Source organism: Mycobacterium sp. (assembly GCF_044223235.1).
Lineage (GTDB): Bacteria > Actinomycetota > Actinomycetes > Mycobacteriales > Mycobacteriaceae > Mycobacterium.
Genome location: NZ_JBGAME010000030.1, coordinates 1 through 19,672 on the forward strand (window position 1 = coordinate 1; position 19,672 = coordinate 19,672).

The 19,672-nt window shown below is 68.2% G+C and carries 15 protein-coding genes and 1 pseudogene; 4 read left to right on the forward strand and 12 right to left on the reverse strand.

Going from position 1 to position 19,672, the window contains the following annotated elements:
- The 3 genes and pseudogenes from ADBZ6K_RS23635 to ADBZ6K_RS23645 form a co-directional block, all read right to left on the reverse strand.
- Window positions 1-192 (reverse strand): annotated as a pseudogene (locus tag ADBZ6K_RS23635) (hypothetical protein); the annotation flags it as partial.
- Between the two features lie 272 nt (window positions 193-464).
- Window positions 465-623: a hypothetical protein gene (locus ADBZ6K_RS23640; RefSeq protein WP_526351274.1), complete on the reverse strand. Its 159-nt coding sequence runs from the start codon at window positions 621-623 to the stop codon at window positions 465-467.
- Between the two features lie 329 nt (window positions 624-952).
- Window positions 953-1,639 carry a TetR/AcrR family transcriptional regulator gene (locus ADBZ6K_RS23645; RefSeq protein ID WP_526351276.1) on the reverse strand — a complete coding sequence of 229 codons (687 nt, stop codon included), beginning with the start codon at window positions 1,637-1,639 and terminating at the stop codon, window positions 953-955.
- Window positions 1,640-1,833: 194 nt separating this feature from the next.
- Here ADBZ6K_RS23645 and ADBZ6K_RS23650 point away from each other — a divergent pair, with 194 nt between their 5' ends.
- The 4 genes from ADBZ6K_RS23650 to ADBZ6K_RS23665 all read left to right on the forward strand — a co-directional run bounded on the left by ADBZ6K_RS23650 (window position 1,834) and on the right by ADBZ6K_RS23665 (window position 6,014).
- Complete coding sequence (locus tag ADBZ6K_RS23650) at window positions 1,834-2,256, forward strand: MmpS family transport accessory protein (protein WP_526351278.1); 423 nt, start codon at window positions 1,834-1,836, stop codon at window positions 2,254-2,256.
- Window positions 2,253-5,147: an MMPL/RND family transporter gene (locus tag ADBZ6K_RS23655; protein WP_526351280.1), complete on the forward strand. Its 2,895-nt coding sequence runs from the start codon at window positions 2,253-2,255 to the stop codon at window positions 5,145-5,147. The genes ADBZ6K_RS23650 and ADBZ6K_RS23655 overlap by 4 nt, the downstream gene beginning before the upstream one ends.
- Window positions 5,144-5,497 (forward strand): DUF732 domain-containing protein, encoded by a 354-nt coding sequence (locus ADBZ6K_RS23660; protein WP_526351282.1) that lies wholly within the window; start codon window positions 5,144-5,146, stop codon window positions 5,495-5,497. The genes ADBZ6K_RS23655 and ADBZ6K_RS23660 overlap by 4 nt, the downstream gene beginning before the upstream one ends.
- 85 nt (window positions 5,498-5,582) lie before the next feature.
- Window positions 5,583-6,014 (forward strand): DUF5078 domain-containing protein, encoded by a 432-nt coding sequence (locus ADBZ6K_RS23665; RefSeq protein WP_526351284.1) that lies wholly within the window; start codon window positions 5,583-5,585, stop codon window positions 6,012-6,014.
- 521 nt (window positions 6,015-6,535) lie between these two features.
- Here the strand turns inward: ADBZ6K_RS23665 and ADBZ6K_RS23670 are convergent.
- The 9 genes from ADBZ6K_RS23670 to ADBZ6K_RS23710 are packed head-to-tail and all read right to left on the reverse strand — an operon-like array spanning window position 6,536 to window position 19,665.
- Window positions 6,536-10,672, reverse strand: coding sequence for a hypothetical protein (locus tag ADBZ6K_RS23670; protein ID WP_526351286.1), 4,137 nt, complete (start codon window positions 10,670-10,672; stop codon window positions 6,536-6,538).
- 3 nt (window positions 10,673-10,675) lie between these two features.
- Entirely contained in the window at window positions 10,676-11,671 is a 996-nt protein-coding gene (locus ADBZ6K_RS23675) for a hypothetical protein (RefSeq protein ID WP_526351288.1), read from the reverse strand.
- 16 nt (window positions 11,672-11,687) lie between these two features.
- Complete coding sequence (locus ADBZ6K_RS23680; RefSeq protein WP_526351290.1) at window positions 11,688-12,302, reverse strand: hypothetical protein; 615 nt, start codon at window positions 12,300-12,302, stop codon at window positions 11,688-11,690.
- Window positions 12,295-15,378: a LamG-like jellyroll fold domain-containing protein gene (locus ADBZ6K_RS23685; RefSeq protein ID WP_526351292.1), complete on the reverse strand. Its 3,084-nt coding sequence runs from the start codon at window positions 15,376-15,378 to the stop codon at window positions 12,295-12,297. Before ADBZ6K_RS23685 ends, ADBZ6K_RS23680 begins: the two co-directional genes overlap by 8 nt.
- Window positions 15,375-16,676, reverse strand: coding sequence for a baseplate J/gp47 family protein (locus ADBZ6K_RS23690; protein ID WP_526351294.1), 1,302 nt, complete (start codon window positions 16,674-16,676; stop codon window positions 15,375-15,377). The genes ADBZ6K_RS23685 and ADBZ6K_RS23690 overlap by 4 nt, the downstream gene beginning before the upstream one ends.
- 5 nt (window positions 16,677-16,681) lie before the next feature.
- Window positions 16,682-17,161 carry a contractile injection system sheath initiator gene (locus tag ADBZ6K_RS23695; RefSeq protein WP_064928245.1) on the reverse strand — a complete coding sequence of 160 codons (480 nt, stop codon included), beginning with the start codon at window positions 17,159-17,161 and terminating at the stop codon, window positions 16,682-16,684.
- Entirely contained in the window at window positions 17,158-17,505 is a 348-nt protein-coding gene (locus ADBZ6K_RS23700; RefSeq protein WP_526351297.1) for a hypothetical protein, read from the reverse strand. Before ADBZ6K_RS23700 ends, ADBZ6K_RS23695 begins: the two co-directional genes overlap by 4 nt.
- A 1-nt stretch (window position 17,506) precedes the next feature.
- Window positions 17,507-19,240 carry a hypothetical protein gene (locus ADBZ6K_RS23705; RefSeq protein ID WP_526351299.1) on the reverse strand — a complete coding sequence of 578 codons (1,734 nt, stop codon included), beginning with the start codon at window positions 19,238-19,240 and terminating at the stop codon, window positions 17,507-17,509.
- The gene (locus tag ADBZ6K_RS23710; protein ID WP_526351301.1) at window positions 19,237-19,665 is read right to left on the reverse strand and encodes a hypothetical protein; all 429 of its coding nucleotides are present in this window, start codon (window positions 19,663-19,665) and stop codon (window positions 19,237-19,239) included. The genes ADBZ6K_RS23705 and ADBZ6K_RS23710 overlap by 4 nt, the downstream gene beginning before the upstream one ends.
- Between the last annotated feature and the right edge of the window lie 7 nt (window positions 19,666-19,672).

Sequence of the window (19,672 nt, forward strand, 5' to 3'; positions counted from 1 at the left end):
CAGCTGCGCGCGGGCAGACGGGCCGAAACAGTCTGCTGTGAACGTGCATTCGCCGTCTGTGCCGTCGTCGGTCGGGGCGGCGCGCCCGACCGTCGCCCCGTAAAGCAGACCGACGACCGCATGGCCGGCTTCGTGCACGGCCAATTTGAGGCGTTGGCGGTCGGCGTCGGTGAATTGGCATCCGGTGCTCATTGGGTTCGTTCTCCTGGTCCTCGATGAGTACGGGTTATAGGTCGTCGTGGTGGCGGTGCGGTCCACAGCCAGACCACCGCTGCCAAGACGCCCTACCGCTGCCGCTGCGGGCGGGAAGCTGCGACGCCTTGGGCTGTGGACCGGTTCACGTCGCAGCTGCCAGCGCACAACGGCGCATCCATCCGTCACCGCCGGCGGAAGACTGCGACAGCCTCATTTCGCCGCAGCCCTCCGCGGGCGGTGCCGGTGTGGTGGTCATGGTGGCGCCCTCCCTACGTAATCACCGCGGCGCCGATGAGCGCCCCGTACCCGACGACCACCGACCGCTCGGCGATCGCCACGAACTGGTCGAGCTTGTGCTGGATGGCCTCGCGCGACTCCGGCGACGACAGTGACGCCGGTAGAAGTTTCTCGCTGCCGGAACACTCCAATTTGCGCCTCTAATCTGTTGCAGCCTCAGGCGGGGGCGGTGGTGGAATACCGCCCCGGCGACGGCTCATGCAGCCGTGATTAGGCACTGTGAACCCATTTCTCGAGCCAAATTATGTGGCTATGTCTGGACACCCTTCAGTCATCACTTTTTCAGCGGTTATGAGCGGGATTCGACCGGAATCAGCAGATTCTCGATGGGAATCGATGGGCGCGGAATCCCTTGTGGCACTGGGAAATTACCGACCTTGACAATCGACGCTGAGAACCGCCAAAACCGAATCCATTGGTCGCGGGTTCGAGCCCCGCCCGCCCCACTTCATCCCCGCAACTACCGTGTCGGCAGCGCTCGGGAGGGCGAGCCCGCGGGCTCCCACGTTCGCATCGCCGCGTCGAGTCCCGGCTCGTCGAGCGCATCGACGCGCAGTTGTGCTTGGCCGTCGCGGCGGCGCATTCCGTCGATCAGCAGCGCCACGTAACGACGCCAGAGATCACGATCGACGTGTCCGGCGAATTCGCTGACCGTGCCGGCCAGGAGGCCGATGACCGGCATGTCCGTGGAGGAAAGGCCGGGACGGAGGTGACCGTCGGCCTGCGCTCGCTCGACGATTCTGGTCACGACGGGACTGAGGCAATCCTGGGCGGCGTTCACGCGGCACCCGCCGTAGGCCTTGCTGAAGGCGATCTCCCGCAAACCCCGGTCAGTGGCGGTGATCTCGCACATGTGCTCGACGAACCACACGAACCCCTGCCACGAATCATCATGGCGCAGAGCAACTTCGGCCAGTGTCGTGAGCTGTTGGAGTCCGTCCTCGAAAATGGCCTCGAGCAGCTCCTCCTTGCTGGCGAAGCGTCGGTACACGGTACCCACTCCCACGCCCGCGTGGCGGGCGACGTCGTTGAGGTTGGGCTCCAGACCTTTTTCCGCGAACAGTTCGCGGGCGGCGTCGATGACACGCTGACGGTTGCGCTGCGCGTCCTTGCGCAGCGGCCGATCGGCCGTCGGGTGAGAACTCACGGGGCCGAGTGTAACGGGCGCAACAGCAGAAGTGGATTGACCGCATCCGCTTAAATCGTTAGCTTATCTGTCTAGCGCTGCGTCCGGCCACGAATCCGGGGTGGCTTCGAATGCTGAAAGGCCGAACAAATGACCTCCGTCGTGGACAAGCCTCCAACGGTCGCTGCCATAGCGCACGAACGGCATTTGCGGTGATGAAAACTCTTGGGCGCGTGTGGATTCCGCTGCTTGTGGTCTTTGCCGTCGCCATCGGCGTGGTCGCGGTGATGAACGCCCGCTCGGTGTTCGGCGCTCAGCCCGTCGTGGTGACGCCGAAGAGCTCCGACAGCGCCGAGGACTTCAACCCCAAAGTGGTGACCTACGAGGTGTTCGGCTCGGGCTCCACGGCGGTGATCAACTACCTCGATCTCGACGGTAAGCCCCAGCGCACCGGCAGCGTCGCACTGCCCTGGTCGTTGACGCTGAGCACCACCTCACCGTCGGCGTCGCCGAACATCATCGCCCAGGGCGACGGGCACTCCATCAGCTGCCGAGTCACCGTCGATGACGTGGTCAAGGACGAAAGGACCGCTACGGGCGTGAACGCCGAAACCTTCTGCCTGGTGAAATCGGCATGACCGCAACCGTGGACGACGCTCCGACCGACACGATCCCGAGCCACCGCCAGCCGGCGCGCCCGAGGATCTCGCGGTTCATCCGCGTGTTCGCCGTGCCGATCATCCTGGGCTGGATCGTCCTCATCGCCGTGCTGAACACCGTCGTGCCGACGCTGGAGGAGGTCGGCAAGCTGCGCGCGGTGTCGATGAGCCCCAACGACGCACCGTCGATGATCGCGACCAAACGGGTCGGCCAGGTGTTCGGCGAGTACGACACCAGCAGCTCGGTGATGATCGTGATCGAGGGCGACGCGCCCCTGGGCGCCGAGGCGCACACGTTCTATGACACGATCGTCCGAGACCTGCGCGCCGACACCACGCACATCCAGCACGTTCAGGACTTCTGGGGCGACTCCTTCACCGCGTCGGCAGCCCAGAGCACCGACAACAAGGCCGCCTACGTCCAGGTCTACATCGCAGGCGATCAGGGCGAAGCGCTGGCCAACGAGTCGGTGGCGGCGGTCCGCCACATCGCCTCCGAGACCCCGGCGCCCCCTGGGGTGAAGGCCTACGTCACGGGGCCCGCGGCGACGTCCACCGACCAGAACGAGGTCGGCGACGCCAGCATGAGGATGATCGAGTTCGTCACCTTCGGCGTCATCACCCTCATGCTGTTGCTCGTCTACCGGTCGATCCTCACGACGCTCATCGTGCTCGGCATGGTGTTGCTGGGGCTGTCCGGCGCGCGCGGCCTGGTGGCGTTTCTGGGCTACCACAACGTGTTCGGGCTGACGACATTTGCGACCAACATGGTGGTGACGTTGGCGATCGCCGCGGCAACGGACTACGCGATTTTCCTCATCGGCCGCTACCAGGAAGCACGTCGAGCCGGCGAGGACCGGGAATCGGCGTACTACACCATGTTCCACGGGACCGCACACGTCGTGCTGGCGTCGGGCCTGACCATCGCCGGAGCCACTTTCTGCCTGCATTTCACCCGGTTGCCCTACTTCCAGACGATGGGCATCCCGCTGGCCGTCGGCATGGTCATCGTGGTCGCCGCGGCGCTCACCCTTGGCCCGGCTGTCATCGTCGTGTGCAGCCGATTCGGCCGCCTGTTGGAACCCAAACGGGCTGGGCGGCAACGGCTGTGGCATCGGGTGGGCACAGCGACCGTGCGCTGGCCCGGTGCGGTCCTCGTGTGCGCCGTCGTCGTGTCGCTCGTCGGCCTGCTCACACTGCCCGGGTACTACACGACCTACAACGACCGCATCTACCTTCCCGACGATGTGTCGGCCAACGTCGGCTACGCGGCCGCCGATCGGCACTTCTCACAGGCCAAGATGAACCCCGACCTGGTAATGATCGAAACCGACCACGACATGCGCAATCCGGCCGATTTCCTGGTAATCGACAAGATCGCCAAGGCGATGTCGCGGGTGCACGGTATCGCGCAGGTGCAGACGATCACCCGGCCGGAGGGGAAGCCGATCGAGCACTCGACGATCCCGTACTCGATCAGCCAGAACAGCACCGGCCAGCTGATGAACAACGACTATCAGCAGACCGTAATCGACAATATCCTCAAACAGGCCGACGAGATGCAGGTCACCATCGACTCGATGACCGAGATGCAGAGCATCACACAGCAGTTGGCCGAGGTAACCCGACGGATGTCGGACAAGATGGCCGTCACCTCCGACGACATCGCCACCGTGCGCGATCATCTCGCCGACTTCGACGACCAGTTCCGGCCGCTGCGAAACTACTTCTACTGGGAGCCGCACTGCGTCGACATCCCGCTGTGCTGGTCGATGCGCTCGGTCTTCGACAGCCTCGACGGCATCTCGACGCTGTCAGATGATTTCCAGGACATCGTGCCCGATATCCATCAGATGGCCGATCTGACCGGGCGGATGGTCGCGGTGATGCCGCCGATGATCCAAACCATGAAGACGCAGAAGCAACTGATGCTCAACCAGTATCAGGCGCAGAGGGTGCAGCAGGACCAGACCATGGCGGCGCAGGACAACGCGACGGCGATGGGCGAGGCCTTCGACGCGGCACGCAATGACGACTCGTTCTACCTGCCGCCGGAGGCCTTCGACAACGACGACTTCAAGCGTGGCATCAAACTGTTCCTGTCTCCGGACGGCCATGCGGTGCGGTTCACCATCATCCACCAGGGTGACCCGTTGACGGAGGAGGGAACGTCCCGAATCGAACCGCTCAAGATTGCCGCGGCGGACGCGATCAAGGGGACACCGCTGGAAGGCTCCAGCATCTATGTCGGCGGTAGCTCGGCCACATACAACGACATGCAGCAGGGCGCCGACTACGACCTCATCATCGCCGCCGTCGCCGCACTGATCCTGATCTTCATCATCATGGTGCTGCTCACCCGTGCGGTGGTGGCCGCGGCGGTCATCGTCGGAACGGTGGTACTGAGCCTGGCCACCTCGTTCGGCCTGTCCGTGCTGCTGTGGCAGCACATCGTCGGCATCCCGTTGCACTGGATGGTGCTGCCGATGTCGGTGATCGTGCTGTTGGCCGTCGGTGCGGACTACAACCTCCTCCTGGTGTCGAGAATGAAGGAAGAGATTCACGCCGGGCTGAACACCGGCATCATCCGCGCGATGGTGGGAACCGGCTCCGTGGTCACCGCCGCCGGGCTGGTCTTCGCCTTCACCATGGCCTCCATGGCGGTGAGCAGCTTGATCGTGATCGGCCAGGTCGGCACGACCATCGGGCTGGGACTGTTGTTCGACACCGTGGTGGTGCGGTCGCTGTTGACTCCGTCCATCGCCGCGCTGCTCGGGCGGTGGTTCTGGTGGCCGCAGCATGTCCGTCAGCGCCCCCGTCCGCTACCCTGGCCGACGCCCGTCCGCCAACTCGAAGGGGCGCAACCATGAACGGCCGACGAGTTCGCGCTGCGATCCTGACCGGTGTCTTCGGCGCGTTCGCGGTTGCCGCGCCGGCCGTCGCGCACGCCGACCCCGACACCGATTTCGCCAACGCGCTACATGCCCATGGCATCTACGGCCAGAAGGACTACAACGCCTGGATCGGAAAGATCGCCTGCGAACGAGTGGACCGCGGCGTCGACAAGAACGCCTACGACTCTGCGAAATTCATCCTGATGCAGCTGCAGAAGGACAGCACCACCGAGCAGGCCTGGCAGTTCATGGCGCTGGCCTTCCAGACGTACTGTCCAGACAAGCAGGCCCTGCTGGTACAGGTCGCCGAACAGCGGCCCAACTAGACCGACCATCCACCTTGACGATTGGAAGCACACCGTGGCACACCGTCTGAAGCGACTGATCCGTAGCAGTGTCGTCGGAGCTGCTGTGGTCGCGAGCCTGGCGGCCGCTCCGGGGATCGCGTCGGCCGATGCAACCGACGACTACCCGATCCCCAACCGGATGCTCAAGACCACCTGCACGGTGGACCAATACATGGCGGCAGCGCGCGACACCTCGCCCATCTACTACCAGCGGTACATGATCGACTACAACAACAGGCCCGTCGATGTGGAGAACGCGGCGCGGGATCGCATCTACTGGTTCTTCTCGCTCGACTACGCCGGCCGCCGCCAATACTCCGAGGACACCGCCACCAACGTGTACTACGAACAGATGGCCACCCACTGGGGCAACTGGGCCAAGCTGTTCTTCAACAACAAGGGCGTCGTGGCGCACGCCACCGATGTCTGCATGAACTATCCGCCGGTCGATCCAAGCGTGTGGAACTGGGGGCCCAACGAGCGGCCCCCAGCCTGACGACGCGGCCGTTCATCTGTTTGCCGGTGACAGAAGCGTCCGCGGCGATCGCCCGCACTGCATTGGGTGAGGTGGCGACGACACCCGATGCCCGACTCCCCACCGCATTCGCGTTTCGGCGATGACCCAGACGGCGTGAACGTATGCACCGGTGCACCTCGATCGACGCGGGTCAAGTGGATGGCGGATGGCGGATGGAGAGTTAAATGGCAGACCGAGCGTTGGACGCCAACACCCGGCTCGCCGCCGAACGTAACCGCTTGGCGCTCGACCCCCGGCCGCCCCACAGTTGGGCCACCTTGATGTTTAGATCAATACTCCATACCGGTCATCCTGCGAACGTCGAAGTCGTCGAACCGTGTTCACGAGATATGTTCACGAGATAGAGGTCTCCGCCTCGCCGGCGGATTCGATACCCGCGCCGAGCTCCCGAATCCGTTCGTGCACAACAGCAAGCACGATAGCGGCGACGTGCTCGGTCCCATCGGGAGCCTCTACAGTCGGCGGGTGGACCACGATCCTCATTTCGTCGGTACCGCCTTCCCACTTCCTGTGCGCGCCGTGAACTCCAGCACCCGCGCCGTCCCGGGAATGATGAACTCGTTGAGCTCGGCCGCTATCTGCGCGTCGAGCTGAAGCTGGTCGACCGCCTGGCGGGTGTCGACGGTCCGCCCCGCTCGCTGGACGTCCGCGATGCTGCCAGGGGTGGGTGCGGCGGTGCCGGGGATGGCCTTGCCCGCCGCGTCCACGTCGGCCAGCCACATCGGATGCCCTTGCTCAGGAGTCAGGATGCTGCGCAGGTTCTTCAGGTAGGTGGCGTCCACCTCGAAGAACTTGATCCTCGCACCGGGACGGGCCTCGAGGATGAACTCCACCGCGCGCTCGAAGGAGCCGACGTTGATGTTGAGCTTTTTGTCGCCGGGCCGAATTCTCGCGTTGCCGCCGTCGATGGTGATGAATTCTTTTGAGCGCTGGCCGATTCCGGCCGTACCGCCTTCGACGCGGAACACCACCGGGTTCCCGCTGCGCGAGCTGAACAGCACCCGGGTGAGCGCCTTGACGTGCTGTGGCCCCAGCTGCTCGGCACGCAGGTTGATCCACACCGCGTGCACCGACTGTCCGGTCCCGGCCTCCAACTCACTCAGGGCGGCGTCGAGCTCGTCGGCCAGCGCGGCGGGATTGTCGCCCGGCAGGTCGCGGGGGAGCGCGCCCGGTGGGTCGGGCAGCGACGGGTCACCGCGGGCGGCGGCCAGGTCGTCCGCAATCTTGGTGGCCTGGGCGGCCTCCGCAGCCTTGGCTTCCGCCTGCTCGAGGAGACGTTTGGCGCGGGTCTCTTTTCCTAGGGTGCCAGCGAGCGTGGACTTGTTCAACAGCTCTTGCGCCTCTCGGCGCAGCCGGGCCGCGTCCCGCATCGCTGCATCGGCCTGCAGCCGTTGGCTGCGCTCGAACTGCCGGTCGATGATCGACTGCGCGGACGAGCCTGCAGAGGTGGGCGGCCTGGCCACCAGGTCCGCCTCGACCAGCAGGGCCAGGATGCCGCGCTGCTGGTCAGGGGTGTACCCGGCGATCCGGGACAGGAACGCCGCCAGGTCGTCGGCGGTGTTGAACGTCCCGGTGAGCAAGCGCCTAGCTTCGTCAGCTCGAAGCGTGGACAGCACCTCCATCAGATGCACGGCCTGTTGCGGGCTCTTCGCGAATGTCGCAGCCAGCCGGCGGGCCGCCTCGGCCGACGCCGGATCGTCGGCGGCCTGCAGGAACCGCTCGAGGCCGGCCACCGCGTGGCGGGAGAATTGCGCACCTGCCAGCTCGAGCACCCGACGCGCCGTCGTTTCGGCCACGAACTTGCCGAACAGCGGCGCGAGCCGGGCGGACAGCGCGCCGATCAGACCGTCGACGGCGGCGTCGCCGGCGAAGACGAGAGCGCTGACTCGCAGTCGGGACAGGGCCTCCGCGGTCGCGGCACCGGCCTGCACCAGGGTGAAGCCCTCGTTCTTCAGCTGCTTCCAGATGTCGTCGATGGACGTCAGCGCGGAGCGGCCGCCGGCCCCGAGCGCGCGCAACACCGGGGACAGCCCGAACTCGGCGACGAAGCCGAACGCGGCCCCGACGGTCATTCGCCCGACGTACGCGTGCCAGCTCGATATCGTGCCGTCGCGGATCGCGATCTCGACCACATCGTGGGCGAATTGCGTCAGCACCCCGGAGACGGCTCCGCCCACGACGGCGATGGCGAGCTTCTCGGCGATGATCCCGCCCCACACCCGACGCAACGTCGCTGTGCCGATGGAGGTCCCCAGCTTGCTGCCCGCCAACAGGCCGACGCGGAACCCGACCGCGTTGAGGTAGCCCTCGACGCCGGCCATGAGAAAGCCTTCGAGCGTCAGCTTCGCGTCGAAGAAAACCACGCGCACGATGTAGATGAGTTCGCTGATCGCGATCGACGCGATCACCATCTTCGCGCCGCCGCCGGCCGCCACCAACGCCGCGATGATCCCCGCCGACCACGCGACAGCAATCAGGCCGACGACGGTGATCGCGATGCCCATCGCCCGGTAGAACTCCCCGGCCTTGCCGAGCCGCGCGTAGACGAGCGCCGCCTCGAAGTCGTCGTCGATCTTTTCCACCGGCGACCCGATCGGTGTCCACGTGCCGCCGTCAGAACGCTTTTCGACGCGCACCACCTTCACGGTCCAGCGCGGCAATCCGTAATGAGGGGTGTAGCGGACATCGAGCAGCCGCAGGCTGGTCTGAATGGTGATCTCGGTGAAGTCGTCGTTGGTGATCTTGGCCCGCGCGCACGCCGCCTCGATCACCTCCCGCAGGAAGGTCTCGTCGGTCAGGTCACGGGTCTCGGTGCCGTCGGCGACGCGCTTCACCAGCCCCTCGCGCTCGGCGAGGATCGCGGTCTTGAACCGTTCCTGGGCGCCTGCGGTGAGCTCCTTGACCGTGCGCTCGGTGAGGAACGACGACTCGAACTCGCCGAGGACATCGTTCCCGCCCACGGTGATCCACCGGCCATCCTTGTCGAGGTCGACGGCGGCGGGCACGCCGGGACTCGCGGTCCGGTAGCCGTTCGCGCGGACGTCGAGCCACCTCCTGCGGGTCCGCTCGAAGAGGTCGGCGACCAGCCGGTGGCCCGCGAATTTCGTTGCCCTGCTGTGCATCAGGATCGGGAAGGTGATGGTCGACCAGTCGTGGAAGTCGAGCGCGGCGAACAGTGCGTCCAGATGGCCGGTGTTGTCCAGCGATTCCAGCGCGTACTCCCACGGCGTGCCGCCGACCGGGCGGGCCTCCGGTGGCGAGCCGAGGTTGCGGTACTCCCAGTGGTAGAAGTCGTACTTCCAGTCCCGGTCCTCGGTGTCCTTGGCGAGCAACGCGCGCACCTCGGCGGCGAACCGGCGACCGACGGGGCGCAGCCTGGCCGCCCCGATGGTCTCGTCGTCGAACGGCAAGTGGGCACGACACGCGACGGCGACTTTGCCCGCGGGAGCACGCAATCCAGGCCCCGGTTTACTTTTGTCCTTCGGCGGCGGAGGCAGTGGCGGCAAGCCAGCGGACCAGGTGTTGACGGCGTCGCGCACCGCCGTCGGGATGCCCGCAGCGTCAGGGTAGTCGACGACGGTCTCCGCGGTGTCACCCGCCGCGGGTGCAGGCAGCGCCGCGGCATCGAGGAGCACGCGGGCCGCGTAGTCGATGGCCGCTTCGGCGACCGCCTTGCGGGTGCGGACCGGTAGGTAGTCCACCCGCACGAGGCGGCTGCCCGCTTCGTCGAGGAGCTCCTGCCAAGTCAGGCCGAAGCGCTGTGCGAACAGGTCCTGGGGCACGACGACGCCGGCGTCGGTCAGCGTGATCCGGACTGTGCCTGCCGGCCCGGTTTCGATCAGCGACTCGGGCGTGATCTCCGGCAGCTCCATCCCCGCCCACACGACACGGCCGCCGCGCAGCAGCTGGGTGGCCGGCCCGTTGCCGAAGACCCGCCGGGCATTGACGCGGTACAGCAGCGGGAGGGCGGCGATTTCGCCGTTGGTGTCGTAGTTCGCGAGCTCGTCGACATGGCTGTCGTTGACGGTCGCGGCGTGCAGGATCGTGCGGCCGCGCCGGTTGCCGAGCAGCTGCAGCGCACGTGTCCCCAGCTTGGGCATCAGCTCGGCGAGCGTGGTGGCGGCGCGCACCTCCACCAGCCAGACGGCGACATAGTGCTCGGACAGGGCCATGTCCTCGTACAGCGCGCGGCCGGGCAGCGCACCGCCCCAGCTGGACGCACCGTGCGTCATCACCTGCTCAACCCAGCTGAAGAACTCGTTGGTCGGGGCGCGCACGTGCGCGCTACGCAACACCCGGAAACCCAGTCCCGACGGCGGTTCGGTTACCGGCAGCGGGATGTACCGTCCCTTCTTCCGGTACGACGGCATCGCGTAGCCCTCGGGCAGGTCCCGCTCTTCGTCGTAGCGCTCGGACAGCACGTCGCCCGCGGCGCCGGCGCGTAGCGGGTCCGGAAGGTCCCGCTTGACCGGCGCGGCCAGCACACGCTCGGCCTCGGCCAATCGATCGCGCACCGCACGGCCGACCGCCTCGCGCAACGCCGCCAGCGCGGCCTCGTCGGGATCGCCGCGGAGCCGCACGGTGATCGGCACGTGGCAGTGGACCGTCGTGCCCACGGTTTACGTCTGCAGCGTGTGAATACGGATCCCGCCAATGTCTTCGCCGGTGCTGAGGTCCCGCACCGCGGCGTCGAAGCCGAGTAGTGAGCCCGGCTTGTCGTCGCGGTCGACGGAGACGGTGGCCGTGATGCCCTTGGGCTTGGCGACGGTGACGATCCCCTTCTTGGATGCGGCGAGCTCACCGAGGTCGAAGGTGCCGAGCTTCCCGAGGTCGAGTGTGCCGGCGAGGCGCGCTTTGCTCTGGCTCAGCGGCACCGGCTCCTTGCCCTGCCCGCCGATGAGGTAGAGCTGCTCTCCGCGCTCCACGACGTTGGGCAGCGAGACGAGCAGCCCGCGGTCGCTCGCCCCGAAGTCTTTGGCGGTGAGTCGTCGGATTTGTAGAGCGAATTCTGTGCCCGCCTGCGGTCCGTAGACCTGGAATTTGAAATCCCGCAGGCTATTCGACTGCAGCACGTTGATGTTGCGCTGGCCCTGATGCTCGTTGCCGTGGACGTCGAACGGTGTGGCCCCTGGCGCGGGTCCGCCACTGGCGGGTTCTTCCGCATAGGCGTTGGCGACTACGCAGAGGTGTCCGTTGGATGTCGCGTCGAGGTCGTCCTGGGTCGGTATCCACGGGACCGGACCCAGCATCGGGTCCTGGATCCAGCAGGTGACGATGTGCGGGTCGTTCGGGTCGGCGGCGTTGCCGGAGCCCGCGGTGATCTGGCCGGTGAACCCGGTGAGTGTGTGCAGCGCGGCGGCGGGCGTCAGCGGTCCGGCGAACGGCGCCAGCACGTACGCGTCGACGGTCACGAACTGGAAGTTGGTCCGCGGGGCCGCCGACACCCGCACCTTGACGGTGGTCGGCATGCCCTCCTTGGTCTGGGTCTGGCTGATGCCGCCGTCGAGGAAGATGCTCGCGTTGTTCCATAGGGGAACGCTGCCCGTGTAAGGCCTCACCCCCGCGGTGTCGACGGCGCCGGGCTGCCCGAAGTCGATGCTGATGAAAAGGGTCATAGCAATACTCCTTTGGTCACGCGAGGTAGCTGATCTGGAAGCCGGACAGGCTGACGCTGTCGGCGGCGGCCGCTCCGCTGAGGAGCGCGAGCACGTAGTAGCGGAACACCACGTTGTCGACGACGGCGAACGCGGCCGTGGCCGCGACCGAGGTGTCGAACGGCGCACTGTCCCCGACGACTCGGGCGATGCGGTCGGGCGCCGCGCCCCCGGTGAGCGGCGCCCGCATCAGGTCGACGCGCAACGCACCGCTGCCGCTGTTGGTGCCGAGCACGCGCAGGTTGGACAGCGTGACACCGTTGGGCAGCACGACGGGACTGATACCAGACAGCGCGGTCAGCGCGCCGCTGCGGAACGCGTTGCCCTGGGCGTCCTGCGCCCACGCTCCCGTACCGCTGACCGGCGACAGGATCGGCGCCTGGGTGACCACCCGGGTCTGGGCGCCGGGCCCCGCCTCCAGCGCATCCAGCGCGGTGTCGATCTGCTGGACGACACCGGAAAGGCTGCCGAGATCGGCCTGCAGCGCGGCGAACCGGACGTTGAATCCGTTGGGGCCTGCGGCCTGCACCCGGTCGCGGTTGTCGACCCACGGGGTGTGGGTGAACGACGGGGTGAAGCTGACGTTAGCCATGGGCTGGCTCCTTCCTCAGGGACCGGACGGGCCGGCGGACGCGGAACGTGGGGTAGGTGAAGCTCGGGTCGATCCCGTCGGGTGCGGTGGTCAGCTCGACGACGGCGGCGCGCAGCCGCTCGGTGAGCACCTCCACCCCGACGGGGTGCAGCCGGTGCAGCGCATTCATGAGGAGGTAGTACTGGTCGAGCGACAAGTGCGCGGTGGCGAGCTCCGGGCGCAGCCGGACCTCGAATGCGTATGGCCCCCGCGCTACGGCTTCGCGCAGCGTGGCGCGGACCCAGGCCAGTCCGGGCCACCTGCCGGTGACCGCGACGGCGGGCGCGGTCGTCGACATCAGCTGAACGCCCTGCCGGTCCGGTGCGGTGGGCATCAGCTGGGCGCTGGACCAGCCGAGCCGGGTGGTCGGGGAGACCGCCGAGGGGGCGGGGTCGACGGTGAGCGTCACTGTCTCGTCGACCTCGAACTCGAGCGGCCCGGTCACCCCGACCGGCTCGCCCGGTGGCGCGGCGACCACGGCGGTGGCGCCGGAGCGGGCCGTGTACGGAAAGCCCGCAGCATGCGCGGCGACAGCGAGCCGGCCGCCGTCCAGGACGGTGTGCGCGAGGACGAGGCGCCGCCCCTCGCCCGCAAGGTCGCCGGGTGGAGCTGCGGGCTGATAGGCGGTCACGACCTGCAGATCGCCCGGCTGACCGGCCGCCTCGAGGTCGTCGAGCAGCGCGATGAGCGGGCCGATGACGCCACGGTCGGCGCGGGAGTCCTCCGGATCAGGGCCCAGGACGGCGCGCGGGTCGGTGATCGTGCCGAGGTAGGCCGGGTCGAAGTCCGGATGCGGCCCGACCACGGTTTCGGCCACGCCCGCTGTGCCGTCGGCGGCGATGCTGTCCCCGTCGGCAAGCGGCGCGGGCAGTGCCTGCAGAGTGATCGTGACGGTCGACGTTCGACCGCCGAAAGCGATGTCGGCGGACATGTTCAGCGGCCCGGGCCGGGCGGGGGTGAGCGCGGCGGTGTGCGCGCCAGGGATGTGGGTCAGCAGGGTCCCGGGCGGCGGGGCAAGCAGCGCGAACTGGACCTCGGTGTCCGGCGTCAGCGTCGCGCCGGTGAATCGCGGCGTCCCGAGCGAGGCCTCGATGACGACGGCGGTGCCCACCTCGACGCGTGGGACGCGCCCCTGTGCCAGAAGCTCTCCCGAGCCGACCGGACCGGTGAGCAGCGCCCGCCCCGGTGCGGCCGCGGCGTACACGAGTCCTTTCGGACGATGCTCGACGAGGTCGAAGCCGGCCCGGTGGGCGAGGGCGGCGAGGCGCCCCGGACTGGTCGTACCTGACTCCAGCACGACGGCGCGGCCGTCGGCCCGCGAGTCGGTCGCGGCGGCGTCCCAACCGGCGACCACCGTGATTTCGGCCAGGTCGGCCAGCCGGGTGAGGGCCGCGGCCACCGCTGGCCGCATCAGACGCGGGTCGGGGTCGGGCAGCCCGAGTGGGCGCTGCGGGTCAGACGCTATGGGTGGTGCGAAACCGATTCGCGGGTCGGTGCACTCTCCGAGTTGCGACTCGTCGGCGGCGCCGTCGATCGGCGGCCACAGGTCCGCCTCGGCAACCCGCAGGCGCCCGTCACCGTCGATCGACTCCATCGGCGCCAGCGCCTGCGGTCGCACCCGCACCACGACCCCGCCGCTGTGGAAGGGGCTGTCGGTGTCGTCGACGACGAACGGGTCGGCGACGCCGTCGAGCTCCGGTACCAGCCGGTTGAGTACAGCTTGGAGGCCCTGCGGCGCGGGCAACTCCCAGCGCCTGAACAGCGCAAGGCGTTCGCGGTAGCTGTCGTCCGATTCGCCGAGGGCGGGGTGAAAGTGGCTACGCGCCACCGAGCTGAACCGCACCTCGTCGAGAACGCCGCGGAAGCCCGTGGGTCCGGGACCGAGACGGATCGCACCGCCTCCGGTGACCGCGCCGAGCGGTCCGATCGACGCTGCCCGCTCGACACCGTCGACGACGACCGCCAGCCGGGCCTGGCCGCCGTCCCGGACGAGGACGGCGGCGACGTGGCTGAACCGGTCGGTGGGCAGGTCGACTGCCGCGGAGGTGGTGATCGTGTCGGTACCGTCAGTGACATTGGCGCGCACCGAGTTTCGCCCGCCGAGAAGCAGGTCCCCGACCTCCACCGACCAGCGGTCCGAACCTGCGCCGCGGTGCACGACGGTGCCGAGAGTGGACGCCGGGTCCGGCCGGACGAACAGGTCGACGCTGAAGTCGCGGCTCGCCGGGATGTTGAACGCGGTGTGTGCGGGAATGCTGACCAGGCTGCCGGCGTCGAAGCGCAGGCCGCGGCCCCAGCGACCGGGAGCCGGCGTCGGCGGGGTCGCGCCGAGCGATCCGTGGTGCGGAGGCCGGCCGGGGAACAGCGCCGCGGCGTCCGCTACCTCCGGCGCGGCGCCGGGCTCGTCGTCGAGGTGATAGAGCGCGACGGTGTCGTCGTCGACCGAATACGGGTTGGGCGGAAACCGCGGCACCGCGAGGTCCGCCCCCACGAGGTCGAGGGCGGCGCTGCCGGTGCGGGCGACCGTGCGCTGGTTGTGTACCTCCCTGGCCAGCCGGGTCAATCTGTCGCGTTCGGCGCCGATCACCCACAGCAGCCGCGCGGTGGTGCCCAGCAGCACGGTCAGCGTCCAGCGTTCGGCGGCCTGGCTTCCGGCGGGCACGGCGTCGTCGGTGAGCGCGGTCAGCCGGGCCTCCGGGGTCACACCTGCGGGCAGCGCGACGACGACGCTGTCCCCGTCTCCGGCGGCGGCGACGGGCACGGTCACGGTGAACGCCCCCAGCGTCGGATCGGTGCCGTCGAGAGTGACAGTGGCGCCGGAGATTTCGCCGCGGGCGCGCAGCACGTAGCTCGGCTCGGGGTCACGGCCGTAGAGGGCGCGGTATTCGCCGAAGTCGTAGTCCACGATGTCCGCCTGCCCCGGCGTGGCACTGGGCGCAAGGTCGAGGTCGCGTGCCTGCGCACCGCGCTCGAACGGCAAAGTGAACCGGCCACGCATGGCGTGCAGGGCGGGCGGCGCGAGGAGTGCGGGGATCACGGCAGCATCACCCGCAGGTCGTTGAGGCCGGAGTCGGGGCGGAAGACCGCCAGCTCGGTGGGCCCCATGTCGAGGTTCTCGCCCACCCCCGCCTCGTATGCGGCCGACCGGTAGCCGACCGGGCCGAGGCCGAATCGCCCGAACACCCCCGGTCCGCGGCGCAGGTGCATCGCCTGCACGTCGACGACGCCGGGCTCGTCGGTCAGTGCTCGCATCACCTGCGCGAAGAGCACGTCGCCACCGAGCCGCAGCGCCGCGGTCTCCTCGGTCACCCGCTGCGTCACCCGGGCCAGCAGCGCGTCGGTGTCATACCCGGGCCGCACGACGAGCTGCGCGCGCAACCCGACATCGATGTGGTCGGCCTCGATCACGTTGGGATGCACACCCGGCGGGCGCACCAGATCCAGTGCGGCGCGGACGCTTTCGGCGATGCCAGGCACCGGCCCGGTGGTCTCCCACGGCCACCGGAACTCATGGGCTACGACGACGTCGAACTGGTACGGCTCGCCGATGCGGCGCTCGGCGGCGAACAGCCGGCGCCCGAAGTCGAAGATTCCGAAATACGATTGCGAAACATCAACGCCGCCAAGGGGATCGGAGATGAGTACGTCGATGACACCGTCGACGTCGAGGACGGCCTGATGGACGGCCTCGATCGTCCACAGCGTGCGGGCGGTGCCCAGCATCCGGCCGCGGTAGGTGTCGTCGGGCTCGACGTCGAGACCGCCCGACGTGGGCTCCGCATTGGTGACGGTGATCGTCGCAGGACCGAGGTCGGCGAAATACACGGCGGCGTGGGCGGGTTCGATCGCCGAGATCGCCCCGGCTGCCACGTCGCCGGCGGTGCCGCGCACCAGCGCACGCGCCCCGACGGTGGCGACGGGAGTGTCTGAGGTCAGGGTGACGGCCTGCACCGTGGTGAAGGGAGGCCCGCCAGACGTCAGCACCGTGCCCTCGTTGACGAGGTACGACCGGCCGGGGACCCCGTTCGCGAGGGTCAGGGTGACCTCGCCGGTGGCGTGCAGCGCGAGCCGGTCGACTCCGATGTCCTCGCCGAGGAAGTCCAGGCTCTGCCCGTCGGCCGTCGACACAAACATCGCGTAATAGCTGGATTCCAGGCGTTTCCAAAGCTCGGCATCTTCGAGCGCGGTGACCTCGAGAATCTTGCGCAGCGCGCTCGTCGGTGTCAGATCGACGTCGGCGCCGAACGCCGCCCGCGCCCTGGCGAAGGCCTCCGAGAGCACGACGTCGAGGCCCTTGACGACGTATCCCTCGGTGGTCACTCCGTACTCTGCCATCGTTCTCACCACCTCACGTCGGCGAGGAGCTGGACGCGGGTGTCCGAGACCGAATCCGGTTCGGTCACCGATGGGACGAGCGGCACCGGCGTCAGCGTGATTTCAACCAGGGCACTGCGTGTTTCGGGCGAAGGCTCGGCACCCGGGTGCGCGGCGAGGTACGCGGGGTCGTCGTCGAAGAGCACCTGCTCGAGGTTCGCCACCCGCGGGTCACCGGCGATCGTGCGAACGATGTTGAGCCGCAACACTTCTTTGACCAGGTGGCGCGGCAGTCCTCTGGTGAACGCGTCCCGCACGTCCAGCCCGTAGCGCACGTCCAGCCGGTCGCTCGCGAGCGGGGTGGCGAGGCGCAGCTGCAGATCCTGGCGTAGCGCGGCCAGACCGGCGATCTCCGCCAGCCGCCCCGCCTTGAGGACGAGGTCGCCGTCGTCGAGCGCGAGCCCGCGACCGTAGGTGGCCTGCTCCCGCTCCGCGCGGGTACTCATCGCGACTCCAGCTTCGTATGACCGGCGGACGTGACCGTCCACTGCACGGGGCCGCCGACGAGGCCGTCGGTCAAGCCGAGAGCGTCGGCGGTCAGGACCTTCATGCCGCCCACGGACAGCAGCAGCGATTCACCAGCGATGACCGACGTCACCGTCAAGCACTGCTTCGTCGGCGGAGTGCTCGAGGTGACGGTGCTGCAACCGGTGATCGCCTTGCCGACGACGTCGGCCTTGGCGAGGACCGGTTTACCGTCGACGGTCAGCCCGGTACGCCCCGCGGTGAGCTGCACCGTGCCGCCGTGCGGGCAGCCCAGTCGGGAGGCGGTGGTCAGGATCAGCGCCATGTCACTGCACCTTCACCGCCGCGCCGTCGAGCGTGAGGGTCACATTGCCGTTGCCGAACGTGATCGTCTGGTTCGTCGTCGTCACCGCGACAGCGCCATTGGCGTCGACGGTGATCGTGGTCCCGCTGGCGTGCTCGATGGTGATGGTGTCGTCGGCGGGCACCTTGGGCCGCGTGCCGACGTCGGATAGCGCACCCGTGCCGACGAGGATGTGCAGGGCGCGGGCCTGGATGGCGCGCGCACCCCGGGCGTCGGTGAGGTCGTTGACGCCCTTGCCGGTGGGTTTGCCCTTGCCGTCCAGCTCGGTGGGCAGTGCGAGCCACCAGTCGCCGGGCTGGTTCTTCGGCGGCGCGCTGGTCTCGGGCTTGCTGGGCCACAGCCAACCGGTGACGACGGCGTCGTTGGTCAGTGACCGGTTGTGGGCCAGCAGCGCGCGCATCCCCGGGTAGACCGGCGTGACGAGACCGACCTTGTCGAACGCGAACACCGAAGCCATCGGCTTCTTGACCAGTTGAGCCTCGGTGGACACTGGGCTGTCCATGCTCGGCGCCTTGACGTCCTTCTCCGGCACCTGCGCGTAGTTCAGGGTGACGCGGTGCGCCTCGCCTGCCGCTGCGCCGTCGGCGGCGGTGTACGCCGTCACCTCGCCGACGTCGACGGTCGGGTTGTTCTGCCGCGCGGCGGCGATGGTCTTGTTGAACTGGTCCACCACTTTGCCTGCGGGCGTGGCGATCTTGCTGCGCGCACCGTCCTTCGCGTCGGTCAGGACGAGCTCGCTGACAAAGCCGGTCTTCGTCGAATAGCGCGTCGTCAGCGCACTGATCCGGCGGCTCCCGTTGAGCTTCGGGGCGGTGGACTGGATGGCCTGCCCCACGCGCAGGCCGGGGTGGCCGAGCAGCGTGACGGTGTTCTCGTTGACGACCTTGCGGTTCTCGCTCGAATCGGCTGGATCGTCGTCGGACTTGTCGTCCTTCTGTACCGTGCCGAGCGCGACGAGGTTTTCGGCCCGGTCTATCTTCACCGGCGCCTTCTCCTTGCCGACCGCCGGGCCGATCGCGACGACGCCGTCGCCGACGACGAGCGCCTTGCCCGCGTCCTCGGTCAGTTGGGCGAGCGCGGCGAGCACCGATCCGGTGCGGACGGTGAAATCCTTGGTGTCCTTGCCAAGTGTGGAGCCAGGCGCCAGCCGCACCGCTGAGGTCTTCGCCTCGGTATTCACCGTGGCGACAAGCTGTTTCACAAGTGAGTCCAGGCCGCCCTTGCCGTCTAGTTTGGCCGACGCCGCGGTGTGCTTGAGCAGAAAGCCGGTCTCCTCTTCGCCTTTGAGCACCACCTTGCTGCGGCCGTCGTCGGCGATCGAGCCGTCGATCTCGAGGATGCGGCCGCGCAGCAGCGGCTTGTCGGTGAAGGTGACGGTGAACTTGTCGAGGTAGCCCAGGGAGATCTCGATGCGCAGGTTGCCGGCTTTCTTCTTGTCCTTGCCGTTCGCCTCTTGAAGGGTCGTCTGCATATCCTCGGGCAGGTTCCAGATCGTCGCGGTGAACGTCGTCGCGTTGGCGCCCTCGCCGGCGACGATGGTCACGTCGGCGTCGAGTATGAGACCGAGTCCGTACACACTGTTGGACACGGTCAGCGGCAGCCCGAAGCCGAACGCCGAAGCGGCCGCGGCCAGCAACCCGGTCGGCGCCGCCGGGTCGGAGACGACGAGCTTGTGCCACAGCACGAAGCTGCTCATCGCACACCCACCCGGGCCTCGACCACCGAGCCAAATTTACCGGCGCCGTTGAGGTTTCCCGCCGCGATGCGCACCTCGTCCACGGCGAGCACCAGTTCGCTGGCGGTGTGCATCAGCCCGGGCAGCAGCCGCCTGCGCAGCAGCGGCACCAACACTCCATCGGTTTGTTGCCGGGAGATCGCGGCGATCAGAAGCCCGGTTGCGTCGTGCGGTTCGCCGGCCGAGGGCGCGGCGCCGACGACGTCGATTACGTCGCGCGGCGCGGGTCGGGGCGGCAGGAGGTGCTCGGGCACATCGACATATAGCTCGACGCGGTACGTGAGCTCCGCCAGTGCGAGCAGGAACGACTGCGGGAAGCCCTCATCTGCGTCCACTGGCAGGCGGCGCAGGCCAGCTGTGAGGAGCGGATCGGCGACGGTGCTCACGGCTGCT